This is a genomic window from Halobacillus sp. A1-3, assembly GCF_050971765.1.
In the GTDB taxonomy this organism is placed as follows: Bacteria; Bacillota; Bacilli; order Bacillales; family Halobacillaceae; genus Halobacillus; species Halobacillus mangrovi_B.
The window spans coordinates 215,129-233,204 of sequence record NZ_JBPCEO010000004.1; the positions used below are offsets into that span (position 1 = coordinate 215,129).

At 40.4% G+C, this 18,076-nt stretch carries 16 protein-coding genes; 11 read left to right on the forward strand and 5 right to left on the reverse strand.

Annotation, left to right across the window (positions count from 1 at the left end):
* Window positions 1-45 precede the first annotated feature (45 nt).
* Entirely contained in the window at window positions 46-1,251 is a 1,206-nt protein-coding gene (locus ACRYKC_RS08910; protein ID WP_433806384.1) for a cytochrome P450 family protein, read from the reverse strand.
* A gap of 214 nt (window positions 1,252-1,465) precedes the next feature.
* Between ACRYKC_RS08910 and ACRYKC_RS08915 the strand changes: the two genes are divergently transcribed.
* On the forward strand, window positions 1,466-1,714 hold the full coding sequence (locus ACRYKC_RS08915) for a stage VI sporulation protein F (RefSeq protein WP_433806385.1): 249 nt from the start codon (window positions 1,466-1,468) through the stop codon (window positions 1,712-1,714).
* Window positions 1,715-1,775: 61 nt separating this feature from the next.
* Here ACRYKC_RS08915 and ACRYKC_RS08920 read toward each other — a convergent pair whose 3' ends face one another.
* From ACRYKC_RS08920 to plsY, 4 genes are all read right to left on the reverse strand, one after another.
* Entirely contained in the window at window positions 1,776-2,063 is a 288-nt protein-coding gene (locus tag ACRYKC_RS08920; RefSeq protein ID WP_433806386.1) for a HesB/YadR/YfhF family protein, read from the reverse strand.
* A 108-nt stretch (window positions 2,064-2,171) separates the two neighbouring features.
* Window positions 2,172-2,411 (reverse strand): membrane protein insertion efficiency factor YidD, encoded by a 240-nt coding sequence (yidD, locus tag ACRYKC_RS08925; protein ID WP_433806387.1) that lies wholly within the window; start codon window positions 2,409-2,411, stop codon window positions 2,172-2,174.
* A 12-nt stretch (window positions 2,412-2,423) separates the two neighbouring features.
* Window positions 2,424-3,356: a GTP cyclohydrolase FolE2 gene (folE2, locus tag ACRYKC_RS08930; protein WP_433806388.1), complete on the reverse strand. Its 933-nt coding sequence runs from the start codon at window positions 3,354-3,356 to the stop codon at window positions 2,424-2,426.
* 181 nt (window positions 3,357-3,537) lie between these two features.
* A complete protein-coding gene (gene plsY / locus ACRYKC_RS08935) occupies window positions 3,538-4,119 on the reverse strand; it encodes a glycerol-3-phosphate 1-O-acyltransferase PlsY (protein ID WP_433806590.1) in 582 nt (193 codons plus the stop codon).
* Between the two features lie 340 nt (window positions 4,120-4,459).
* Between plsY and ACRYKC_RS08940 the strand changes: the two genes are divergently transcribed.
* The 10 genes from ACRYKC_RS08940 (at window position 4,460) to ACRYKC_RS08985 (ending at window position 18,062) form a co-directional block, all read left to right on the forward strand.
* A complete protein-coding gene (locus ACRYKC_RS08940) occupies window positions 4,460-5,524 on the forward strand; it encodes an ABC transporter ATP-binding protein (protein WP_433806389.1) in 1,065 nt (354 codons plus the stop codon).
* A complete protein-coding gene (locus ACRYKC_RS08945) occupies window positions 5,521-7,047 on the forward strand; it encodes an ABC transporter permease/substrate-binding protein (RefSeq protein ID WP_433806390.1) in 1,527 nt (508 codons plus the stop codon). The genes ACRYKC_RS08940 and ACRYKC_RS08945 overlap by 4 nt, the downstream gene beginning before the upstream one ends.
* A gap of 11 nt (window positions 7,048-7,058) precedes the next feature.
* A complete protein-coding gene (locus ACRYKC_RS08950; protein WP_433806391.1) occupies window positions 7,059-7,472 on the forward strand; it encodes a CoA-binding protein in 414 nt (137 codons plus the stop codon).
* Window positions 7,473-7,732: 260 nt separating this feature from the next.
* Window positions 7,733-9,007 carry an MFS transporter gene (locus ACRYKC_RS08955; RefSeq protein WP_433806392.1) on the forward strand — a complete coding sequence of 425 codons (1,275 nt, stop codon included), beginning with the start codon at window positions 7,733-7,735 and terminating at the stop codon, window positions 9,005-9,007.
* A complete protein-coding gene (locus ACRYKC_RS08960) occupies window positions 8,961-9,584 on the forward strand; it encodes a TetR/AcrR family transcriptional regulator (protein WP_433806393.1) in 624 nt (207 codons plus the stop codon). The genes ACRYKC_RS08955 and ACRYKC_RS08960 overlap by 47 nt, the downstream gene beginning before the upstream one ends.
* Window positions 9,585-9,862: 278 nt before the next feature.
* On the forward strand, window positions 9,863-11,818 hold the full coding sequence (gene parE, locus ACRYKC_RS08965) for a DNA topoisomerase IV subunit B (RefSeq protein WP_433806591.1): 1,956 nt from the start codon (window positions 9,863-9,865) through the stop codon (window positions 11,816-11,818).
* A 15-nt stretch (window positions 11,819-11,833) separates the two neighbouring features.
* Window positions 11,834-14,293, forward strand: coding sequence for a DNA topoisomerase IV subunit A (gene parC, locus ACRYKC_RS08970; protein WP_433806394.1), 2,460 nt, complete (start codon window positions 11,834-11,836; stop codon window positions 14,291-14,293).
* Window positions 14,294-14,553: 260 nt separating this feature from the next.
* Window positions 14,554-15,186 (forward strand): TetR/AcrR family transcriptional regulator, encoded by a 633-nt coding sequence (locus ACRYKC_RS08975; RefSeq protein ID WP_433806395.1) that lies wholly within the window; start codon window positions 14,554-14,556, stop codon window positions 15,184-15,186.
* 69 nt (window positions 15,187-15,255) lie between these two features.
* Window positions 15,256-16,398: an acyl-CoA dehydrogenase gene (locus ACRYKC_RS08980; protein ID WP_433806396.1), complete on the forward strand. Its 1,143-nt coding sequence runs from the start codon at window positions 15,256-15,258 to the stop codon at window positions 16,396-16,398.
* Between the two features lie 23 nt (window positions 16,399-16,421).
* Window positions 16,422-18,062: an AMP-binding protein gene (locus ACRYKC_RS08985; protein ID WP_433806397.1), complete on the forward strand. Its 1,641-nt coding sequence runs from the start codon at window positions 16,422-16,424 to the stop codon at window positions 18,060-18,062.
* The last annotated feature ends 14 nt before the right edge of the window (window positions 18,063-18,076 follow it).

Below are 18,076 nucleotides of genomic sequence, written 5' to 3' on the forward strand. Positions count from 1 at the left end.
CTCTAAAAATAGAGGATAGCTGGCCTTTTTATATCTGGAGGAAGTTTAAGTCATCGTTACTTCCAGCCGTTCTAGCCCTCTCAATAAAAATACAGGACGCCATGGTGAGGTGGACAGTTTTTCAGTTAATTCGATATTGGGGAATCTTTCCAATAACTTGCTTAGAGCAATCTCTCCTTCTATACGTGCCAGGGGAGCACCGAGACAGAAATGTATCCCAAATCCAAAGGCAACATGGGGGTTAGGTTTTCGTGTTATATCGAATGTATCCGAAGCTTCAAATTTCTCCTCATCCCTGTTGGCAGAGGCTAGTGAGGCTAAAACAAGATCGCCACGTTTGATAGTTTTACCGTGGAACTCAATATCATCTTCAGACCAGCGAGCGGTTGTAAAATCAACAGGACTATAATATCTAAGTCCTTCTTCAATTGCGGTTGTAGTTAACTTAGTATCATTCTTTAGCTTTTCCAACTGATCTGGATGCTCAAAGAGTGCGTACATGGTGTTGGCGATTAAGTTTACTGTTGTTTCGTGTCCAGCGATGATTAAAAGTACGACCATCGAATACAATTCATCTCGATTAAGTTGGTCACCATCTTCTTCGGCTTGAAGTAGATTAGATATGAAGTCATTTTCAGGTTTTTTTCTCCTTGAATCAAACAAATCCGTCAAATAATTTGTAAATGCTTGTACATCTTCCATAATATCAGGATCAAATTCATCGGAAGCAGCGACAATCGTGTTTGACCATTTTCTGAATTTATTTCGGTCTTCCGAAGGTATTCCAAGCAGCTCACTAATGACGATAATAGGAAGAGGGAAGGCAAATTCATCAATCAAATCGACAGGACCCTGTTTTTCACTTGCCTTGTCAAGCAATGCATCAGCAATTTCGCTGATTCTAGGCTTTAAATCCTTGATAGTCTTTGGGTTGAAATAAGGTTGGACAAGTTTTCGTAGTCTTGTATGGTCGGGCGGATCTACATCTAGCATCATATTTTGAAAGATGTTGAAGTCTCCATTTTCTTGGCTTGCTTGGGATGGATCGCTGGAAGATAACTTCCTTTGATCTTTTATAAAGCTTTTGCTTTTCAACATTTCTTTGACATGCTCATGCTTTGTTATTACCCAAGTTGTATGATTAGGTTCCTGAGACATAGCAAAGATAGGATCGTTAGCTCTAAGGTGTTTGTAAAAAGGGTACACATTTTCCTTAAAATTAGATTGGTAGATCGTTTCTATACTTTCCATTTTTGTCCCCCTATGTAAAAAATTCTTTCTCCACATTCTTCAATTATATAAAACAAGCCAAGAAGCTACAAACAATATATGGAAAATGAATCGGAAAAACTGTTTTCGTTATGGAGAGATGATAAAACTAGGACATTCGTTTATACAAGATGCTCTTTTCTTCCATAGGATAACCATAGGCTAAGGAAGAGGGAGATGAATCATGTTTTCAAACATGTTTGGGAATATTGAGAAAAAAACTGGTGTAAAAATGGAAGAGGTATTGAAGCTTGCCAAATCATTAAGGCATGCGGATTTCCAAGATGAGAAAACGGTGAGAGAGGTCATCAAAAAAGTCAGCGCACTAGCGAATAAACCAGTATCAAAGCAGAAAGAGGATATGCTAGTTAAAACGATTATAAACGGTAAGGTACCGAAAGACTTTTCGTCACTTGAGAAGATGTTAAAGAAGAAGAAAAAATAAAAACTCCTATCTAAATCAAAATAAAGTCCAAGAATAAGGGGATGTTCTTGGACTTTATTAATTATTCATATTGAAAATCTGGCTCATTCCATTTATCATCAAGTTCTACTTTCAAGGAATAATTATCGAAATACCATTCATCATTTTCTTCAACAAAATAAGTGATGTTTCCAACCGTCGTTTCAGCAATTGGTGAATCCGGCTCCTCAAACTTGATCGCCAAGGAAAAACCTGGCTGCAGCCCTCCAACGCCCCCATAACGTACATAGAAGCGGAGATTTGACTTTTCTTCTACGTCTAATTCTTCTTCATACCATTTTGCTGCTTCTTCTGTAACAGTTAAATTCATATATCTCAGCTCCTGTTCGTTCAATTAATAATGTTGTTATGTTGTTTCCTAATTTTCTGCTTTGTAAACATTACTCGTAATGAAAGACATCCTGAACGTAGAGCCCGTTCAGGATGTTTGTGATTTATTGCTCTCTTTTTCTGGAACGGGGTCGAATCCTCCCCTATGGAAGGGGTGGCATTTCGATATTCGCTTGACTGTAAGAAACAATCCTTTAATGAAACCGAATCTTCGAAAAGCTTCTAAACCATATTCCGAGCATGTTGGTTGAAATCTGCAAGAAGGAGGAAAGAAAGGGCTGATGCCCTTTCTGTAAAATTGAATGAGCATGATCATGATTTGCTTCATGATATTCTTCCTTTACTCTCTTTCTTGTTTCTTATCATAACTTAACGATGCTACCGCATCGTGCAAGTGAATGGATTCTTCATTTCGGCACATAACAGTAAATGATTCAACAAAGTCATATTCATATAAATCAGCTGCAACAAGACGAACAATATCTTCCACAAAACGAGGATTTTCATAAGCTTGTTCTGTTACCATCTTTTCGTCTGGGCGTTTCAATACAGGATGGATACGAGCACTAGCATTACTTTCTGCTGCTTCGAGAAGAGCTGCTTTCCAGTCAATTTCCTGTTCATTGAAATCATCTGTTAGTTTGATGGTCATTGTGACATTTCCTCGCTGGTTGTGGGCACTATACTCACTAATCTCTTTAGAACATGGACATAATGTCGTTATTTTTCCAGTTAAAGAAACGGTAATATCATGGCCGGTTTCTTTGTGATATTCAACACGAATGGTAGCATCGGCATAATTCATTCCTGCTAAGTCTGAATAAGGACCTTTTCTTTCAAAGAACCAAGGAAATGTGACTTCAACTTCAGAGTCATTCTGTTTTAATCGTCCAGCCAGTTCTTCTGTAAATTCTTTCATTGTTGCTATATCAACGGCAAATCCTTCATTATGATATTGATCAAGTTGCTCAGTGAATCGGCTCATATTTGTCCCTTTACTTCCTTGAGTGATGGATGAACCAAAAGAGAACGTTCCGATAGTCGTCTGTATTTCAGGGGTCAGTTGACTAGGGATTCGGATAGGGTGTTTCACATTTGAAATACCCACCATATCAATATCAAAAAGGAAATCCTTCTTAGAATTTTGTAAATCAGCCATGCCTTTTTTATCTATTGGTTTAGTCCTGGGACCTGGTTTGACAGAGCCGAATAATTTATGTCGCTCTTCTTTTGAAGGTAGTGATTTGTTGTGATTCAATTCGGTTTTATTCATAGCAAAGACTCCTTTCAGGCCTTCTTTCTACGTCAAAGTATACAATATGTACCTTTATTTATACAATTTAATGCTCTTTGAAATGTGTTCTGTTTAATTCTTAATAATCTTAGAATACCTTCAGCAGTGAGGATTTATCCATGAAATAAAAGCCTATGCGAGATGCACAGGCTTCACCATCCTACATCCAAGTGATTTTGGGTTCGGTTTTGTTCATGATCCTTTTTATATTTGCCCTGTGACGATAGATAACAAAGATTGTAAACACAGAAATTACGAGTGTAAGACCGTAATCTTCGACAATAAGGGTAGCAATGACACCGACTATTCCGCTAATCATAGAGGATAGTGAGACATACTTGCTGAGGTATAATAGGATGAAAAAAGATAAGAGCAGGACTAGAAAAATAATTGGGTTTACCCCAAGAACGACGCCTCCAGAGGTAGCTACTGCTTTTCCTCCTTTGAAACCTGCGAACACAGGATACATATGACCGATGACCGCAAAAATCCCTACGACTAACGTGATAACATCTGCCCCTAAAAAGAAAGGGAGTGCTGCGGCAAGTGTACCTTTAAGGATATCTGCAGTGGTGACGATTAAGCCTGCTTTAATACCTAGTACGCGAAAAGTGTTCGTTCCCCCAAGGTTTCCGCTGCCATGCTCCCTGATGTCAACACCATAGCCCATTTTACCGACAATCAATCCCGAAGGAATAGAACCTAGTAAATAGGCAAGAAGGCAGTACAAAATATATTCCAATTGGTTCAACTCCTTAATTTCTTTCTTATAGTTTATCATGAGAATTAATAGTAAAGAACATGAGAAACACTCGTTTGATTACATATGTAAATAAAATTCGAAATATCCTATTATTTTTGGAAAAATGTCATGGTGATTTTTTCCATAATTATAACAAAACCAGCGTAACAATTACCTATTATACCAATTTAGTACCAGGTGACAAGTTGCTTTTTTCTTTTTACTATTGAGAAAATGAGAAGCATTAAATTTGATGTAAGATCTTTGCTAAATGTTTCGAATTATGGAAATCTGGATATATACTATTGTTTAAACTATCGATGAATAAAGGGGGAACACGATGATTACTTTTAAAGACGTAACCAAAACTTATCCAGATGGGACGACAGCCCTTAAAAGCATTAGTTTAGAGGTGAAGGAAGGCGAGTTATTGACCCTTATTGGCCCAAGTGGTTGCGGAAAGACGACAACTATGAAAATGATTAACCGTCTCATTCAACCAACAGAGGGGACGATCACTATACATAATAAAGATATTCGAGAGTATAACATTCACGAACTTCGTTGGAATATTGGTTATGTATTACAGGAAATCGCATTATTCCCACATATGACGATCGAGGAGAATATTTCGATTGTACCTGAGATGAAAAAATGGGGAAAGAAGGATTTGTCCAAAAGAATCGATGAGTTAATGGATATGGTCGGTTTAGATTCAAACAAGCATAGAAAACGGAAACCGAGTGAACTTTCAGGTGGCCAGCAACAACGGGTAGGTGTGATTCGTGCGCTTGCTGCAGATCCGGATATTATTTTAATGGATGAACCCTTCAGTGCTCTCGACCCGATCAGCAGAGAACAGCTTCAGAATGATATCCGTCAGCTTCAGCAAGAAATTCAAAAAACGATCGTCTTCGTCACGCACGATATGGATGAAGCGATGGCTCTAGGCGATAGAGTCTGCCTTATGAAAGAAGGAGAGATTATTCAACTTGATACTCCTCAGAATTTGATTCATCATCCTGCAAATTCCTTCGTAAAAGATTTTATCGGAAGTAGAAAAACACCTTGGCAAACGGCTGTCGACGTTATTATGGATCAGACTAAGAGTCAGATATATACTTCTTCAGATATGGAAGCAGATCGTGTGCCATCATCTGGAATCTTCGCGATTAAAGATGAGAGTGGTAAATACGTAACATGTTTACTCAATGGAAAGAAATCCGACTTTCCGACTTTAGCCAACGGCATGACTTTGAAGGAAGCTATTACTGTCTTTGAAAAAGGGGATTATCCTCTTTTGCCAATTGTAAAAGGGGAACAATTGATTGGTACATTGTCTTATAAAGATATGGTTCTGCACTTGAAAGAGAACACTCGTGAAAACGGGGTGGTGCAGGCATGAATTCATTTATAAATGTATTCACTCAGAGACAAGATGTTTTATGGGAAAAGATATGGGAACACTTGCAAATATCTATTATTGCTCTTGTTATCGCCACGTTGATTTCGGTGCCCTTAGGGCTCCTATTGACGAGGTATCAGAGGGTAGCAGAGCCTATTATAGGAGTTGCTGCAGTTTTACAAACCATTCCCAGTTTAGCAGTTCTGGCTTTTCTTATTCCTTTCTTTGGAATTGGCCAGACCCCAGCTATCATTGCTTTAACCGCTTATGGCTTACTACCGATTATTAGGAATGCCTATACAGGAATTAAGGAAGTAGATCCTGCTCTCAAAGAGGCCGCAACTGGCATGGGCATGAGTTCTTTCAGAAGACTATCACGAGTTGAACTTCCCTTAGCCATGCCGGTTATTATGGCAGGGATCCGCACTTCTATGGTTCTTATCGTAGGTACTACAACCATTGCTGCTTTGATTGGCGCAGGAGGGCTTGGAGATCTTATTCTTTTAGGACTAGATCGGGGCGGGGACATCAATCTGATTCTATTAGGTGCTATTCCTGCTGCCTTGCTGGCTATTGCTCTTGATGGAATTTTACGCTTATTCGAGCGGACGTCCGCTAAATCAGGATTTCGTTCGCTCGTAAGTCTTCTAGTAATTGCAGCTCTGATCGCCGTCGGTCCACTGGCTTTTGGCGGCAAAGTGAAAGACGACTTGGTATTAGGGGCCAAACTTGGTTCCGAACCTGCTATTCTAATCAACATGTATAAACTTTTAATTGAAGAAGAAACAGATTTACAGGTCGGACTACAGCCTAATCTAGGTAAGACCGACTTAGTATTCAGCGCGCTTCAAGAAGGAAGTATCGATATCTACCCTGAATTTACGGGGACCGCGCTTGTGTCACTCCTTGAGCAACAAGCAAAAAGTAATGATGCCGAACAAGTGTATCAGCAAGCGAAAGAAGGGATGGCCGCGACTTACGACATGGCTTATCTTAAACCGATGAAATTCAATAATACGTATGCGGTGGCTACGACCCAGGAACTTGCCAAACAGTATGATTTAGAAACCATTGGTGATCTTAAGCCCGTTGAGGATCAAATTACTGCAGGATTCACGTTGGAGTTTAACGATCGTCAAGACGGGTATCAAGGCATGAAAGAAGTTTATAACCTTAATTTTGCTCAGGTAAAAACAATGGATCCTGGCTTGCGCCAAGGTGCAATCGAATCAGGGGACGTTGATGTGATTGATGCTTATGCCACTGCTGGTTATATGGTAGACCTGAATCTGAAAGTCCTGGAAGACCCGAAAAATTTATTCCCTCCATACCAGGGAGCTCCGTTAATGAGGCAGGAAACGCTGGACAAGTATCCTGAAATAGAGGAAATCCTGAATCAATTAGGAGGAAAAATCACTGGTGATCAAATGCGCCAGATGAATTATCAAGTAGATTTTGAAGACCGGAATCCTGAAGAAGTCGCACGTGAGTATCTGGTGGAAGAAGGATTGATTGAAAAATAGGAGGAACTATTATGTCTTTTCAAAACCCAACGAAGGATGAGATCAAACAGCTTTTAGATGAATCGAAAACCATTGCAGTTGTAGGTTTGTCTGACAAACCTCATCGGACTTCTTACCAAGTTAGTAAAGCGATGCAAGAGGCTGGATTTAAAATCATTCCTGTGAATCCAAGTATCCAGGAGTCATTAGGAGAAAAATCTTACAATTCTTTAAAAGATGTTAAAGAACAAATTGATATCATCAATGTATTCAGACGCTCAGAGTACCTTCCAGAGGTCGCCCAAGAAGCATCTCAGATTGATGCAAAAGCTTTTTGGGCCCAGCAAGGAGTCATTCACGAAGATGCTTATGAGGAATTAAAAGACGAGAATATGCTGATTATCATGGACATGTGTATAAAAGTTGCTCATGCAATCTACCAGTAAAAGATGAATAACGTTTGGCTGTCGACCTAGTCGGCAGTCTTTTTTTGTTTTTTAAACATCGCTATGCTGTTCCCCAGCAGGAAAGGGAGTTATTTTCCAGCCATTCCTAACACGATTACAAATACAAACCCACGATAAATTGGAATCTTACTTTAGGGTATATTCATTAAAATAAATTGGGTATTGCAAAACGACACTAATGTCGCTATAATGAGTATACATATAAAACGACATTGATGTCGTTATAGGAGGCGTTATTCTTGCAAAAAGGATTAAAAACGAACAGAGGTTATCTCACACTGATGGCATCACAGGCCATTTCCAGTATCGGTGATTGGTTAAGTGTTGTGGCGATCATTACCCTTGTCGGTTTGAAATGGAATGCAACACCGATGGAAGTTTCCTTTGTCATTTTATCTTTGGCTTTGCCTATGGCTTTATTTGGGCCTTTAGCGGGTACGTTTGCAGATCGGTTCAATCGCAAGGCTTTAATGATTACATCTGACTTCGTCCGAGCTGGACTGATTTTAATCCTTACGGTTGCAGACTCTCTTCTTGTCATCTATGCAAGTTTGTTAGCAATAGGGACACTTTCAGCACTATTTATTCCCGCTAAAAACGGAAAGTTAAAAGAGCTCGTGCATGAAGAGAATATGAAAAGTGCCATGTCGGTTACATCTATGATTGATTCCGGAACAAAGATCCTCGGCCCTTTGCTCAGCGGTATTCTTGTAGCAGCTTTTAGTGCTAATATGGTTTTCTACATTGACAGTATGACGTTTATTATCTCTGGACTTCTTATTGTAATGATCCCTCGTCAGAAATACGAAAACAATGAAGAGGCTGAGAAGGAAAATAGGCAATCGGCATCATTCAAAGATGACTTTATAACAGGCCTCTCTTATATTAAATCCAATCGTTTTATCCTCATGGGATTGTTCTTACTCGGGGTCAGTCTGATGATTCTTCAGCTATCAGACTCACAAATTATCGTCCTTTTAAGAGAATTGACCTCTGTTTCTCCGGATTTATTCGGATACCTGGTTACATCCGCAGGGGCAGGGATGTTTATAGGTGGATGGCTCCTCTCTAGGAAAACGGATTACAATTCTTATTTTCTTATGTTGATAGGTGTTTGTGGGATTGGAACCAGCTTTGGTATGATGGGAATACTAACCTATTATGATTTTGGTTTTTCTATCTTCTGGGGCTGTGGATTAGGGCTTACGGCAGGATTCTCTGCAGGCTTAACGTTTGTTCCATTTCAGGCATCTGTTCAAGTCGATACGCCTGTTCATCTTACAGGCAGAGTGTTTGGTGTCGTTAATAGTGTTACTACGACAGCTACAATTATAGGACCATTGTTAGGAGGGTGGCTTTCGACGATCATTGGAGTTATCCCAACGTTCATTACCACAGCCAGTCTTCTGATCATCTTGTCACTGGCTGGATACTTGACGAGAAATAAATTCGCACGGGGGAAAGTAGATGTCACCGAAAGTAAGCAAGGAGCACCTAGCGAAGCGACGAGCTAAAATCTTAAAATCAGCTAAGCAAGTGTTTATCGAACACGGCTATGAGCGGACTACAATGAAGCTCGTCATGGATGCAGCGGATGTGAGCCGCGGAGGTTTATATCAGTACTTTTCTAATAAAGAAGATTTATATGAAGCCTTGTTAGAAGCAGATTTATCACAGGCAGTTTCTGCTACAGAAGAAACGTTAGAAACAGAAGTAAAATCTCATTGGGAACTCTTAAAACAGAAAATGTTTGGTGAAGATGGGAACCCTGATGATGAAATGGACCCGATGGCTCCTAGTAATTTAGAATTCTTCATCACGGGTAGAAATGACAGTCGTCGGAGAAAATATGGCCATGAAAGATACAAACTTGGCTTGAAGCTTTATGCAAACGTAATAAAAGCGGGCCAGCAAACGGGAGAATTTAGTAGCAAGTACGATAGTGAATTGATTGCGAAATCTATCGTCTCCTTCATTGATGGCTTATCATTAGATGGGGCTATTTTGCCAATAGAAGAAGTCCAATTGAAGGAGCAATCTTTCTTATTTCTAGACTATTTAAAAGCTGTGCTTGAAGTGAAGGAAGAATAAAAAGGTGAGGCTGGGCCTCATCTTTTTTGTTTACGTTCATGCTACATCGGAAGAAAAGAGAGGAAATTATGCTAAAATAGAGATAGAAAATGGTTTGAAAGCGCTGAAATCCCTGTGAAAAAAGGGATTTTTCACGTTTTCTGGAAGATTTATGTTTGCGAAACCATATAAAATCGCTACAATATAACAAGCGATATTTTTATTGGGCGTTTACACATGCGAACGTTTGTTCTATTATTGGGTTAGATGGTGTTGACGAGAAAGGAGCCGATGGTAAATTGTCGAAACAAAATCAAACATATTCAGATGATTCCATACAAGTATTAGAAGGTTTGGAGGCTGTACGGAAACGTCCGGGAATGTATATAGGATCTACAGATCACCGGGGCCTCCATCATCTAGTTCATGAAATCGTCGATAATGCAGTAGACGAAGCCTTGGCGGGATTTGGTCAGCAGATGACCGTTACTCTTCATAAAGATGGCAGTGTTTCTGTTCAGGATGAGGCACGCGGTATGCCTACGGGAATGCACAAGACTGGAAAACCTACTCCTGAAGTTATTTTAACCGTGCTCCACGCTGGCGGTAAGTTCGGTCAAGGCGGGTATAAGTCGAGTGGTGGACTTCACGGAGTTGGTGCATCTGTTGTGAATGCCTTATCTGAGTGGCTGGAAGTCCATATATGCAGAGATGGAGAGAAATTTTATCAACGTTTCGAAAACGGAGGAGTTCCTGTAACCTCCCTGGAGCATCAAGGAACAACAAGAAAAACAGGGACAACCATCCGCTTCAAACCTGATCCGAGCATTTTTTCGGTTACGAAATTCAATTTTGAAACATTGTCGGAGCGGTTGAGGGAAGCGGCGTTCCTTTTAAAAGGATTTCGGATCAATTTAGTGGACGAGCGCGGTGAGACCGTTAAAGAGAGCTACCAATATGATGATGGACTCGAGTCATTTGTAGCTTATTTAAACGAAGAAAAAGATACTCTTCATCAAGTGGTCTCTTTTGAAGGGAGCCATTCTGACATAGAAGTGGATTTTGCTTTCCAGTTTAACGATGGATTTTCCGAGAATATTTTGTCTTTCGTAAATAATGTAAGGACAAAAGACGGAGGGACTCATGAGTCTGGGGCTAAAACAGCGATCACTAGAGTATTCAATGATTATGCCAGACGTGCCCAGCTGTTAAAAGATAAAGATAAGAACCTGGAAGGAAACGATATCAGGGAAGGATTTACGGCGTTAGTTTCTGTCCGTATTCCTGAAGAATTGTTACAGTTTGAGGGACAGACGAAAAGTAAGTTAGGAACCTCAGAAGCTCGTTCAGCCGTGGATGCTGTCGTTGCTGAACAGTTGTCTTACTTTCTGGAAGAAAATCCAGATGTCGCATCGATGCTTATTAAGAAAGCCATAAAAGCTAAAGAAGCAAGAGAAGCTGCACGAAAAGCACGTGAAGATGCACGGTCTGGGAAAAAGAAGAAACGTAAAGAAACACTATTAAGTGGAAAATTAACACCTGCACAGTCAAAAAACGCTCAGAAAAATGAATTGTATTTGGTGGAGGGTGACTCTGCAGGAGGATCTGCAAAGCAGGGACGTGATCGCAAGTTTCAAGCGGTTCTTCCTTTACGAGGGAAAGTAATTAACACAGAGAAGGCTAAAATAGCAGATATCTTTAAGAATGAAGAAATATCAACGATCATCCACACGATCGGTGCTGGTGTCGGAGGAGATTTCACCTTAGAGGATTGCAACTATGACAAAATTGTCATAATGACCGATGCAGATACCGACGGAGCCCACATTCAGGTTCTTCTCCTAACGTTCTTCTATCGTTATATGCGTCCTCTCGTTGAAGCTGGGAAGGTATTCATTGCTCTTCCTCCATTATATAAAGTTTCTAAAGGTAAAGGGAAAAAAGAAAAAACTGAATATGCCTGGGATGAAGAAGGTATGCAAAAAATACTTAAGGAATTTAAGAACGGATATTCGATCCAGCGTTACAAAGGTTTAGGTGAAATGAATGCAGATCAGCTATGGGAAACGACGATGAACCCGGAAACGCGCACATTAATCCGAGTGACGATTGATGATCTTGCTCGAGCAGAGCGTCGCGTAACTACGTTGATGGGAGATAAAGTTGAACCTCGCCGTAAATGGATTGAATCCCATGTCGCTTTTGGGCTGGAAGACGAGGCTAACATTCTAGAAAACGACAAAATACAAGCGTAAAAGGGGGATATTCTGTTGGCTGAGGCAGAAAAGTTTTTAGATTTACCATTAGAAGAGGTACTTGGGGACCGTTTTGGTCGCTATAGTAAATACATCATTCAGGAGCGCGCCCTTCCTGATGCCAGAGATGGATTAAAACCTGTACAGCGTCGGATCTTGTACGCGATGCATCAGGAAAAGAATACGCACGATAAAGCATACCGTAAATCCGCAAAGACCGTTGGTACGGTAATCGGTAACTACCATCCGCATGGAGACACGTCGGTCTATGATGCGATGGTTCGTCTAAGTCAAACTTGGAAAGTACGTAAACCACTGGTGGAGATGCACGGAAACAATGGTAGTGTTGACGGTGACCCGCCGGCAGCGATGCGTTATACAGAGGCAAGACTTTCTGCTATCTCCTCTGAGCTGTTACGAGATATCGAAAAGGAGACCGTCGATCACATTCCTAACTTTGATGATACCATTGAAGAACCTACCGTCCTGCCGGCTAAATTTCCGAATTTGCTTGTGAATGGTTCGACTGGTATATCCGCAGGCTATGCAACTGAGATTCCTCCACATAATCTAGGGGAAGTGATTGACGCCGTCATCATGAAAATCGATAAACCTGAAGCCACAGTACCTGAACTGATGACGAAACTGAAAGGTCCTGATTTTCCAACAGGCGGAATTATTCAGGGAGTCGATGGCATTCAAAAGGCTTATGAAACAGGTAAAGGAAAAATTGTTCTTCGCGGACGCGCTGAAATTCAGAAGCAACGTGGGGGCCGTGAACAAATCGTTATCGATGAGATTCCTTTCGAAGTAAATAAAGCGACGATGGTTAAACGTATGGATGAACTGCGCATCGATCGTAAAGTGGAAGGGATTTCTGAAGTTCGTGATGAAACGGATCGCACTGGGCTACGTGTCGTTATTGAATTGAAAAAGGATGCAAACAGTGAAGGTGTCCTCAATTACTTATATAAACATACAGACTTGCAAATCTCTTATAACTTTAATATGGTTGCCATCCATGGGAGAACACCGAAGTTATTGGATCTTCCGACGATTTTGGATGCTTACATTCTTCACCAAAAAGAAGTTGTGACACGTCAATCCATTTATGATCTAAATAAAGCAAAGAAACGAGCGCATATTGTAGAAGGGCTCATTAAAGCGATTAGTATTCTAGATGAGGTCATCGCAACCATTCGTAGTTCTAAAGATAAGCAGGATGCTAAACAGCAATTGATGAAAAAGTACGACTTTACAGAAGAACAAGCGGAAGCCATTGTTACTTTGCAGCTCTACCGCTTAACGAATACGGATATTACGGCTCTGCAAAAGGAAGCAGAAGAACTCCAGAAACAGATTGCTAAACTAGAAAAGCTTCTTGCTAATGAAAACGAACTAATGAAGGTTATTAAAGCGGATCTAAGGTCAATGAAAAAGCAGTATAATGATGACCGTATGACTAACATTGAAGAGAAAGTTGAAGAGTTGAAAGTCGATCTAGAAGTGACTGTTGCAAGCGAGGATGTGCTTGTGTCAGTTACAAAAGATGGATATGTCAAACGTACGAGTCTGCGTTCGTATGCAGCATCAAATGGTGAAGGTTTTGCTCTGAAAGACGGAGACCATCTTTTGAGATTGTATGAAATGAATACAACAGACACGATTCTAATATTTACGAGCTTAGGAAAGTACCTGTTCCTTCCTGTCCATAAGATGCCGGACATCCGATGGAAAGACCTGGGCCAGTATATTTCCAATATCGTTCAAGTAGAAAAAGAGGAATATATCGTTGAAGCTATTCCAGTTCGAAACTTTGATACTGATCAATACCTGATATTTTTCACGAAAAATGGCATGGTCAAGAAGAGCGAACTTAAGCTTTACCAAGCTCAAAGACATTCGAAAGCATTGGTTGCGGTCAATTTGAAAGGTGACGATCAAGTGGTTGATATTCACTTGACGAACGGACATTCAGATTTATTTATAGCATCGAATAAAGCCTATGGTTTGTGGTACAAAGAAGAAGAAGTGAACTCTGTAGGTCAGCGAGCGGCAGGAGTGAAAGCTATTCACCTGAAAGAAGGAGAAGAAGTGGTTTCAGGACAAGTCTTCCAATCCGATGAAGACCCATCTATTCTGCTAACGACGCACCGAGCGGCTGTTAAGAGAATGCGCTTGAAAGAGTTCGAACTATCTTCTCGAGCAAAACGCGGAGTAATTATGCTGCGCGAATTGAAAAAGAATCCTCATCGTCTTGTAGATGTACATCTCGTAAACAGAGATGATCAAGTGGTGTTGAGAACCGATAAAGACGAAACAGCGATTGTAAACACGATGGACTTTAAAGCAAATGACAGATATAGCAATGGTTCTTATGTGATGGATACAGAGCATAAAGGTACTGTGACTGAAGCTTGGATTAAACCGGATTACGAAAAACCATTCGACAATAGTGACGAAGAACAAGAATAAAATTCTAACAGCCCCTTTTAATTTAGGGGCTGTTTTTTCTTAAAAGATCCCGTTCATGAAAAAAGAATTACTAAATTACTAAAATTAATATTTGAAACATAGGAGTTTTGACGAATATAAATTTTACTTTAAACTTAGTAGCAACTCCGACAAACTAAAAAACAATCTCCATAAACCAGGAAGACGCTTCCAAAAATTGAATTGTATTTTCTGAAAACTATGATAAAATGAACATATATTCAGCAGATTGGGGATGATTTATGAAAGATTTAAGGGAACGAATCATTCAAACGTCTCTTGAGTTGTTCGAAAGGCATGGATTTCACGGGGTGACGGTGAACCAAATTGTTGAAGCTTCTCATACATCAAAAGGTGGGTTTTATCACCACTTTCAGTCCAAAGAAGAACTCCTATTTGTTATTCATGACACCTTTATTACATACGTACTAAAAGAAGCCCAGGCTGCCAACATTACTCATAATTCACCCGTAGAGAAAATCCAATCCATCGTTCAGTCTTTTGTTGGTGTTTTTGACTTGTATAAACCTCATATATCGGTTTTTTATCAAGAAAGCAACTACTTAAAACCCGTTTATGAAGAACAAATCAAGCATAAACGCGATGTGTTCAAGAAGATGGTTTTTGACGTCATTCAAGAAGGCCAAGAGAGCGGACATTTCCGAAAAGAACTGCCACATGAAATTACAGGTATGGCCATACTTGGAATGGTCAACTGGATTTATAAATGGTACCGGAGGGATGGTAAGTATTCAATTGATGAAATTGCTGATGTTTTCACAGATTTAATTTTACGTTTTCTGCTTCCCGGACCCCCAACGGATGAATATCTTAATCATTTGCTTCATATTCCTTTTTTTTACAATGTTAAGTAAACGCTTACATTATTTTTTTGGATTTCAACAGACCAACCAGTCGGTCTTATATTCTCAAGGAGGATTCTTATGAACTTTGAATTGACAAAAGAACAAGAAATGACAAGGAAGATGGTCCGTGATTTTGCAGAGGATGTTATTCGGCCGCGAGCAGTCGATATTGATGTTAATGCTGATTTTCCTGAAGATCTTTTTAAGGAAATGGGCAAGCTCGGACTTCTAGGCATTCCATTCCCTGAAGAATATGGAGGTTCCGGCGGAGATACGATCACTTATGCGCTTGCAGTTGAAGAAATCGGCAGAGTCTGTGGTTCTACCGGATTAAGCTATGCTGCTGCGGTTTCTCTCGGTGCGAGTCCTATCTATTATTTCGGCACTGAAGAGCAGAAACGAGAATTTTTAACTCCACTAGCCAAAGGAGAAGCACTTGCTTCGTTCGGACTTACAGAACCAAATGCTGGGTCTGATGCAGGAGGAACGAAGACTCGTGCCGAATTAGAAGGTGACCACTATGTGATTAATGGAGAAAAATGTTGGATTACTAATGCTGAATATGCCCGCTCCATTACTGTTACAGCGGTCTCAGGAAAGCGAGAAGACGGAAAGAATATCATATCTGCCTTTATTATCCCTAAAGACACCCCTGGAATGAAAATTACAAGCCCTTACGACAAAATGGGTGTCCGTGGATCTAACACGTCTGAAATTATCCTTGAAGATGTAAAAGTTCCAAAAGAAAATATCCTCGGGGACCCGAGCAAAGGCTTCAAACAGTTTCTTCATACATTAGACGGTGGGCGGATTTCTATTGCGGCTCTAGCTGTTGGAATTGCTCAAGCTTCTTTAGACCGTGCTTTGGCGTATGCAAAAGAAAGAAAACAATTCGGACAGCCGATCTCTAAATTCCAAGCCATTCAATTTAAGCTTGCAGATATGGCGATGGAAGTGGAGCTAGCTAGAAATATGGTATTAAAATCAGCCTGGCTTAAAGATGAAGGAAAGAACTTTACGAAAGAATCGGCTTACGCTAAGCTGTTCGCTTCTGAAACCGCTTTCCGATCGGCGAATCAAGCAATCCAAATCCATGGTGGATATGGCTACATGAGAGAATACGAAGTTGAAAGATTTTTGCGTGATGCGAAGTTGCTTGAAATTGGTGAAGGTACATCTGAAATCCAGCGTATGGTCATTGCCCGTCAGCTTGGGTGCTAATTATTTTAAAGGAGGTCCACTGAATGTCCCTATTAGAATTAACCGTTGGTGAATTATTAGAAAAGCAGGCTGAAACCTATCCAGATCATGAGGCGTTTATTTACCCTGAGAAGAACTTGAGAAAGTCCTATGCCGAATTTAATCATATGGCCGATGAAGTGGCGAAAGGTCTCATGGCCCTCGGTATTGAAAAGGGTGAGCATTTCGCAATCTGGTCTGACAACAAGCCGGAATGGCTACTTTCCCAGTTTGCATCAGGCAAAATGGGAGGCATATTAGTTACTGTAAATACTAACTACCGCGCCCAGGAACTTGAGTATCTGCTAAAACAGTCTGACTCTTCAACTTTAATTCTTGCAGAAGAATTTAAAGGAACGTCCTATATAGATATTTTAAAAGAGATTTGCCCGGAATTAGAAAGTTCAGAAAAAGGAGATCTGCAAAGTGAACGGCTTCCATTTCTGAAAAACATCGTCGTTTTAAGTGATAAATCCTATCCCGGGTGCTATAACTGGCAGGACCTTGTGGACATGGGAATGACAATTAGTGATGAAGAATTGGATGAAAGAAAAGCGACCCTATCCTACAGGGATGTGATTAACATGCAATATACATCCGGGACGACTGGATTTCCCAAAGGGGTTATGCTGAGTCACTACAATATCGTCAACAATGGGAATCAAGTGGCAGACTGCATGCGTCTCACGGAAGAAGATCGATTATGCATTCCTGTTCCTTTCTTCCACTGCTTCGGTTGTGTCCTGGGGACATTGGCTGCCGTATCTAAAGGATCCACAATGGTCATCCTTGAACAATTCGATCCCAAAAAAGTCCTTCAGGCTGTCAAGGAAGAACAGTGTACAGCATTACACGGAGTTCCAACCATGTTCATAGCAGAGCTTAACCATCCTGATTATGAAGAATTAAAGCCAAAGACTCTTCGGACAGGAATCATGGCTGGTTCGACATGTCCGATGGAAGTGATGAAAAGTGTCATAGGAGATATGGGAGCAGAGGAAATTACTATTGCTTATGGACAAACGGAATCTTCCCCAGTTATTACACAAACGAAAGCGGATGATCCTATTGATTTACGCGTCAGCAGTGTCGGCCAAGCTCATCCAAATGTAGAAGTGAAAATTATTGATCCTGCAACAGGAGAGCAAGTAGAAGAAGGCATACCTGGTGAACTTTGTACAAGAGGTTATCTCGTTATGGAGGGCTATTACAAAAACGAAGAAGCAACAAGTGCAGCAATTGATCCGGACGGCTGGCTTCATACTGGTGACATTGCTGTGATGGATGAGAATGGGTACGTAGAGATCACTGGCCGAATCAAAGACATGATTATACGTGGTGGGGAAAACGTCTACCCTCGGGAGATCGAAGAATTTTTATACCAGCATCCAGATGTTCTTGATGTTCAAGTCGTTGGTGTTCCTGATCAAAAGTATGGGGAAGAAATCATGGCCTGGATCATACCTAAAGAAGGGAAAAAGCTAAACGAAGAGGACATTAGAAAATTCAGCGAAGGTAAAATATCTAAACATAAAATCCCGCGCTATATTTCGTTTACTGAAGAGTACCCGATGACAGCAAGTGGAAAGATCCAAAAATTCAAGTTAAGAGAAGAAGCCCTCGATATGATGAACTTGAAATCCTAAGATAAGGAGTGATG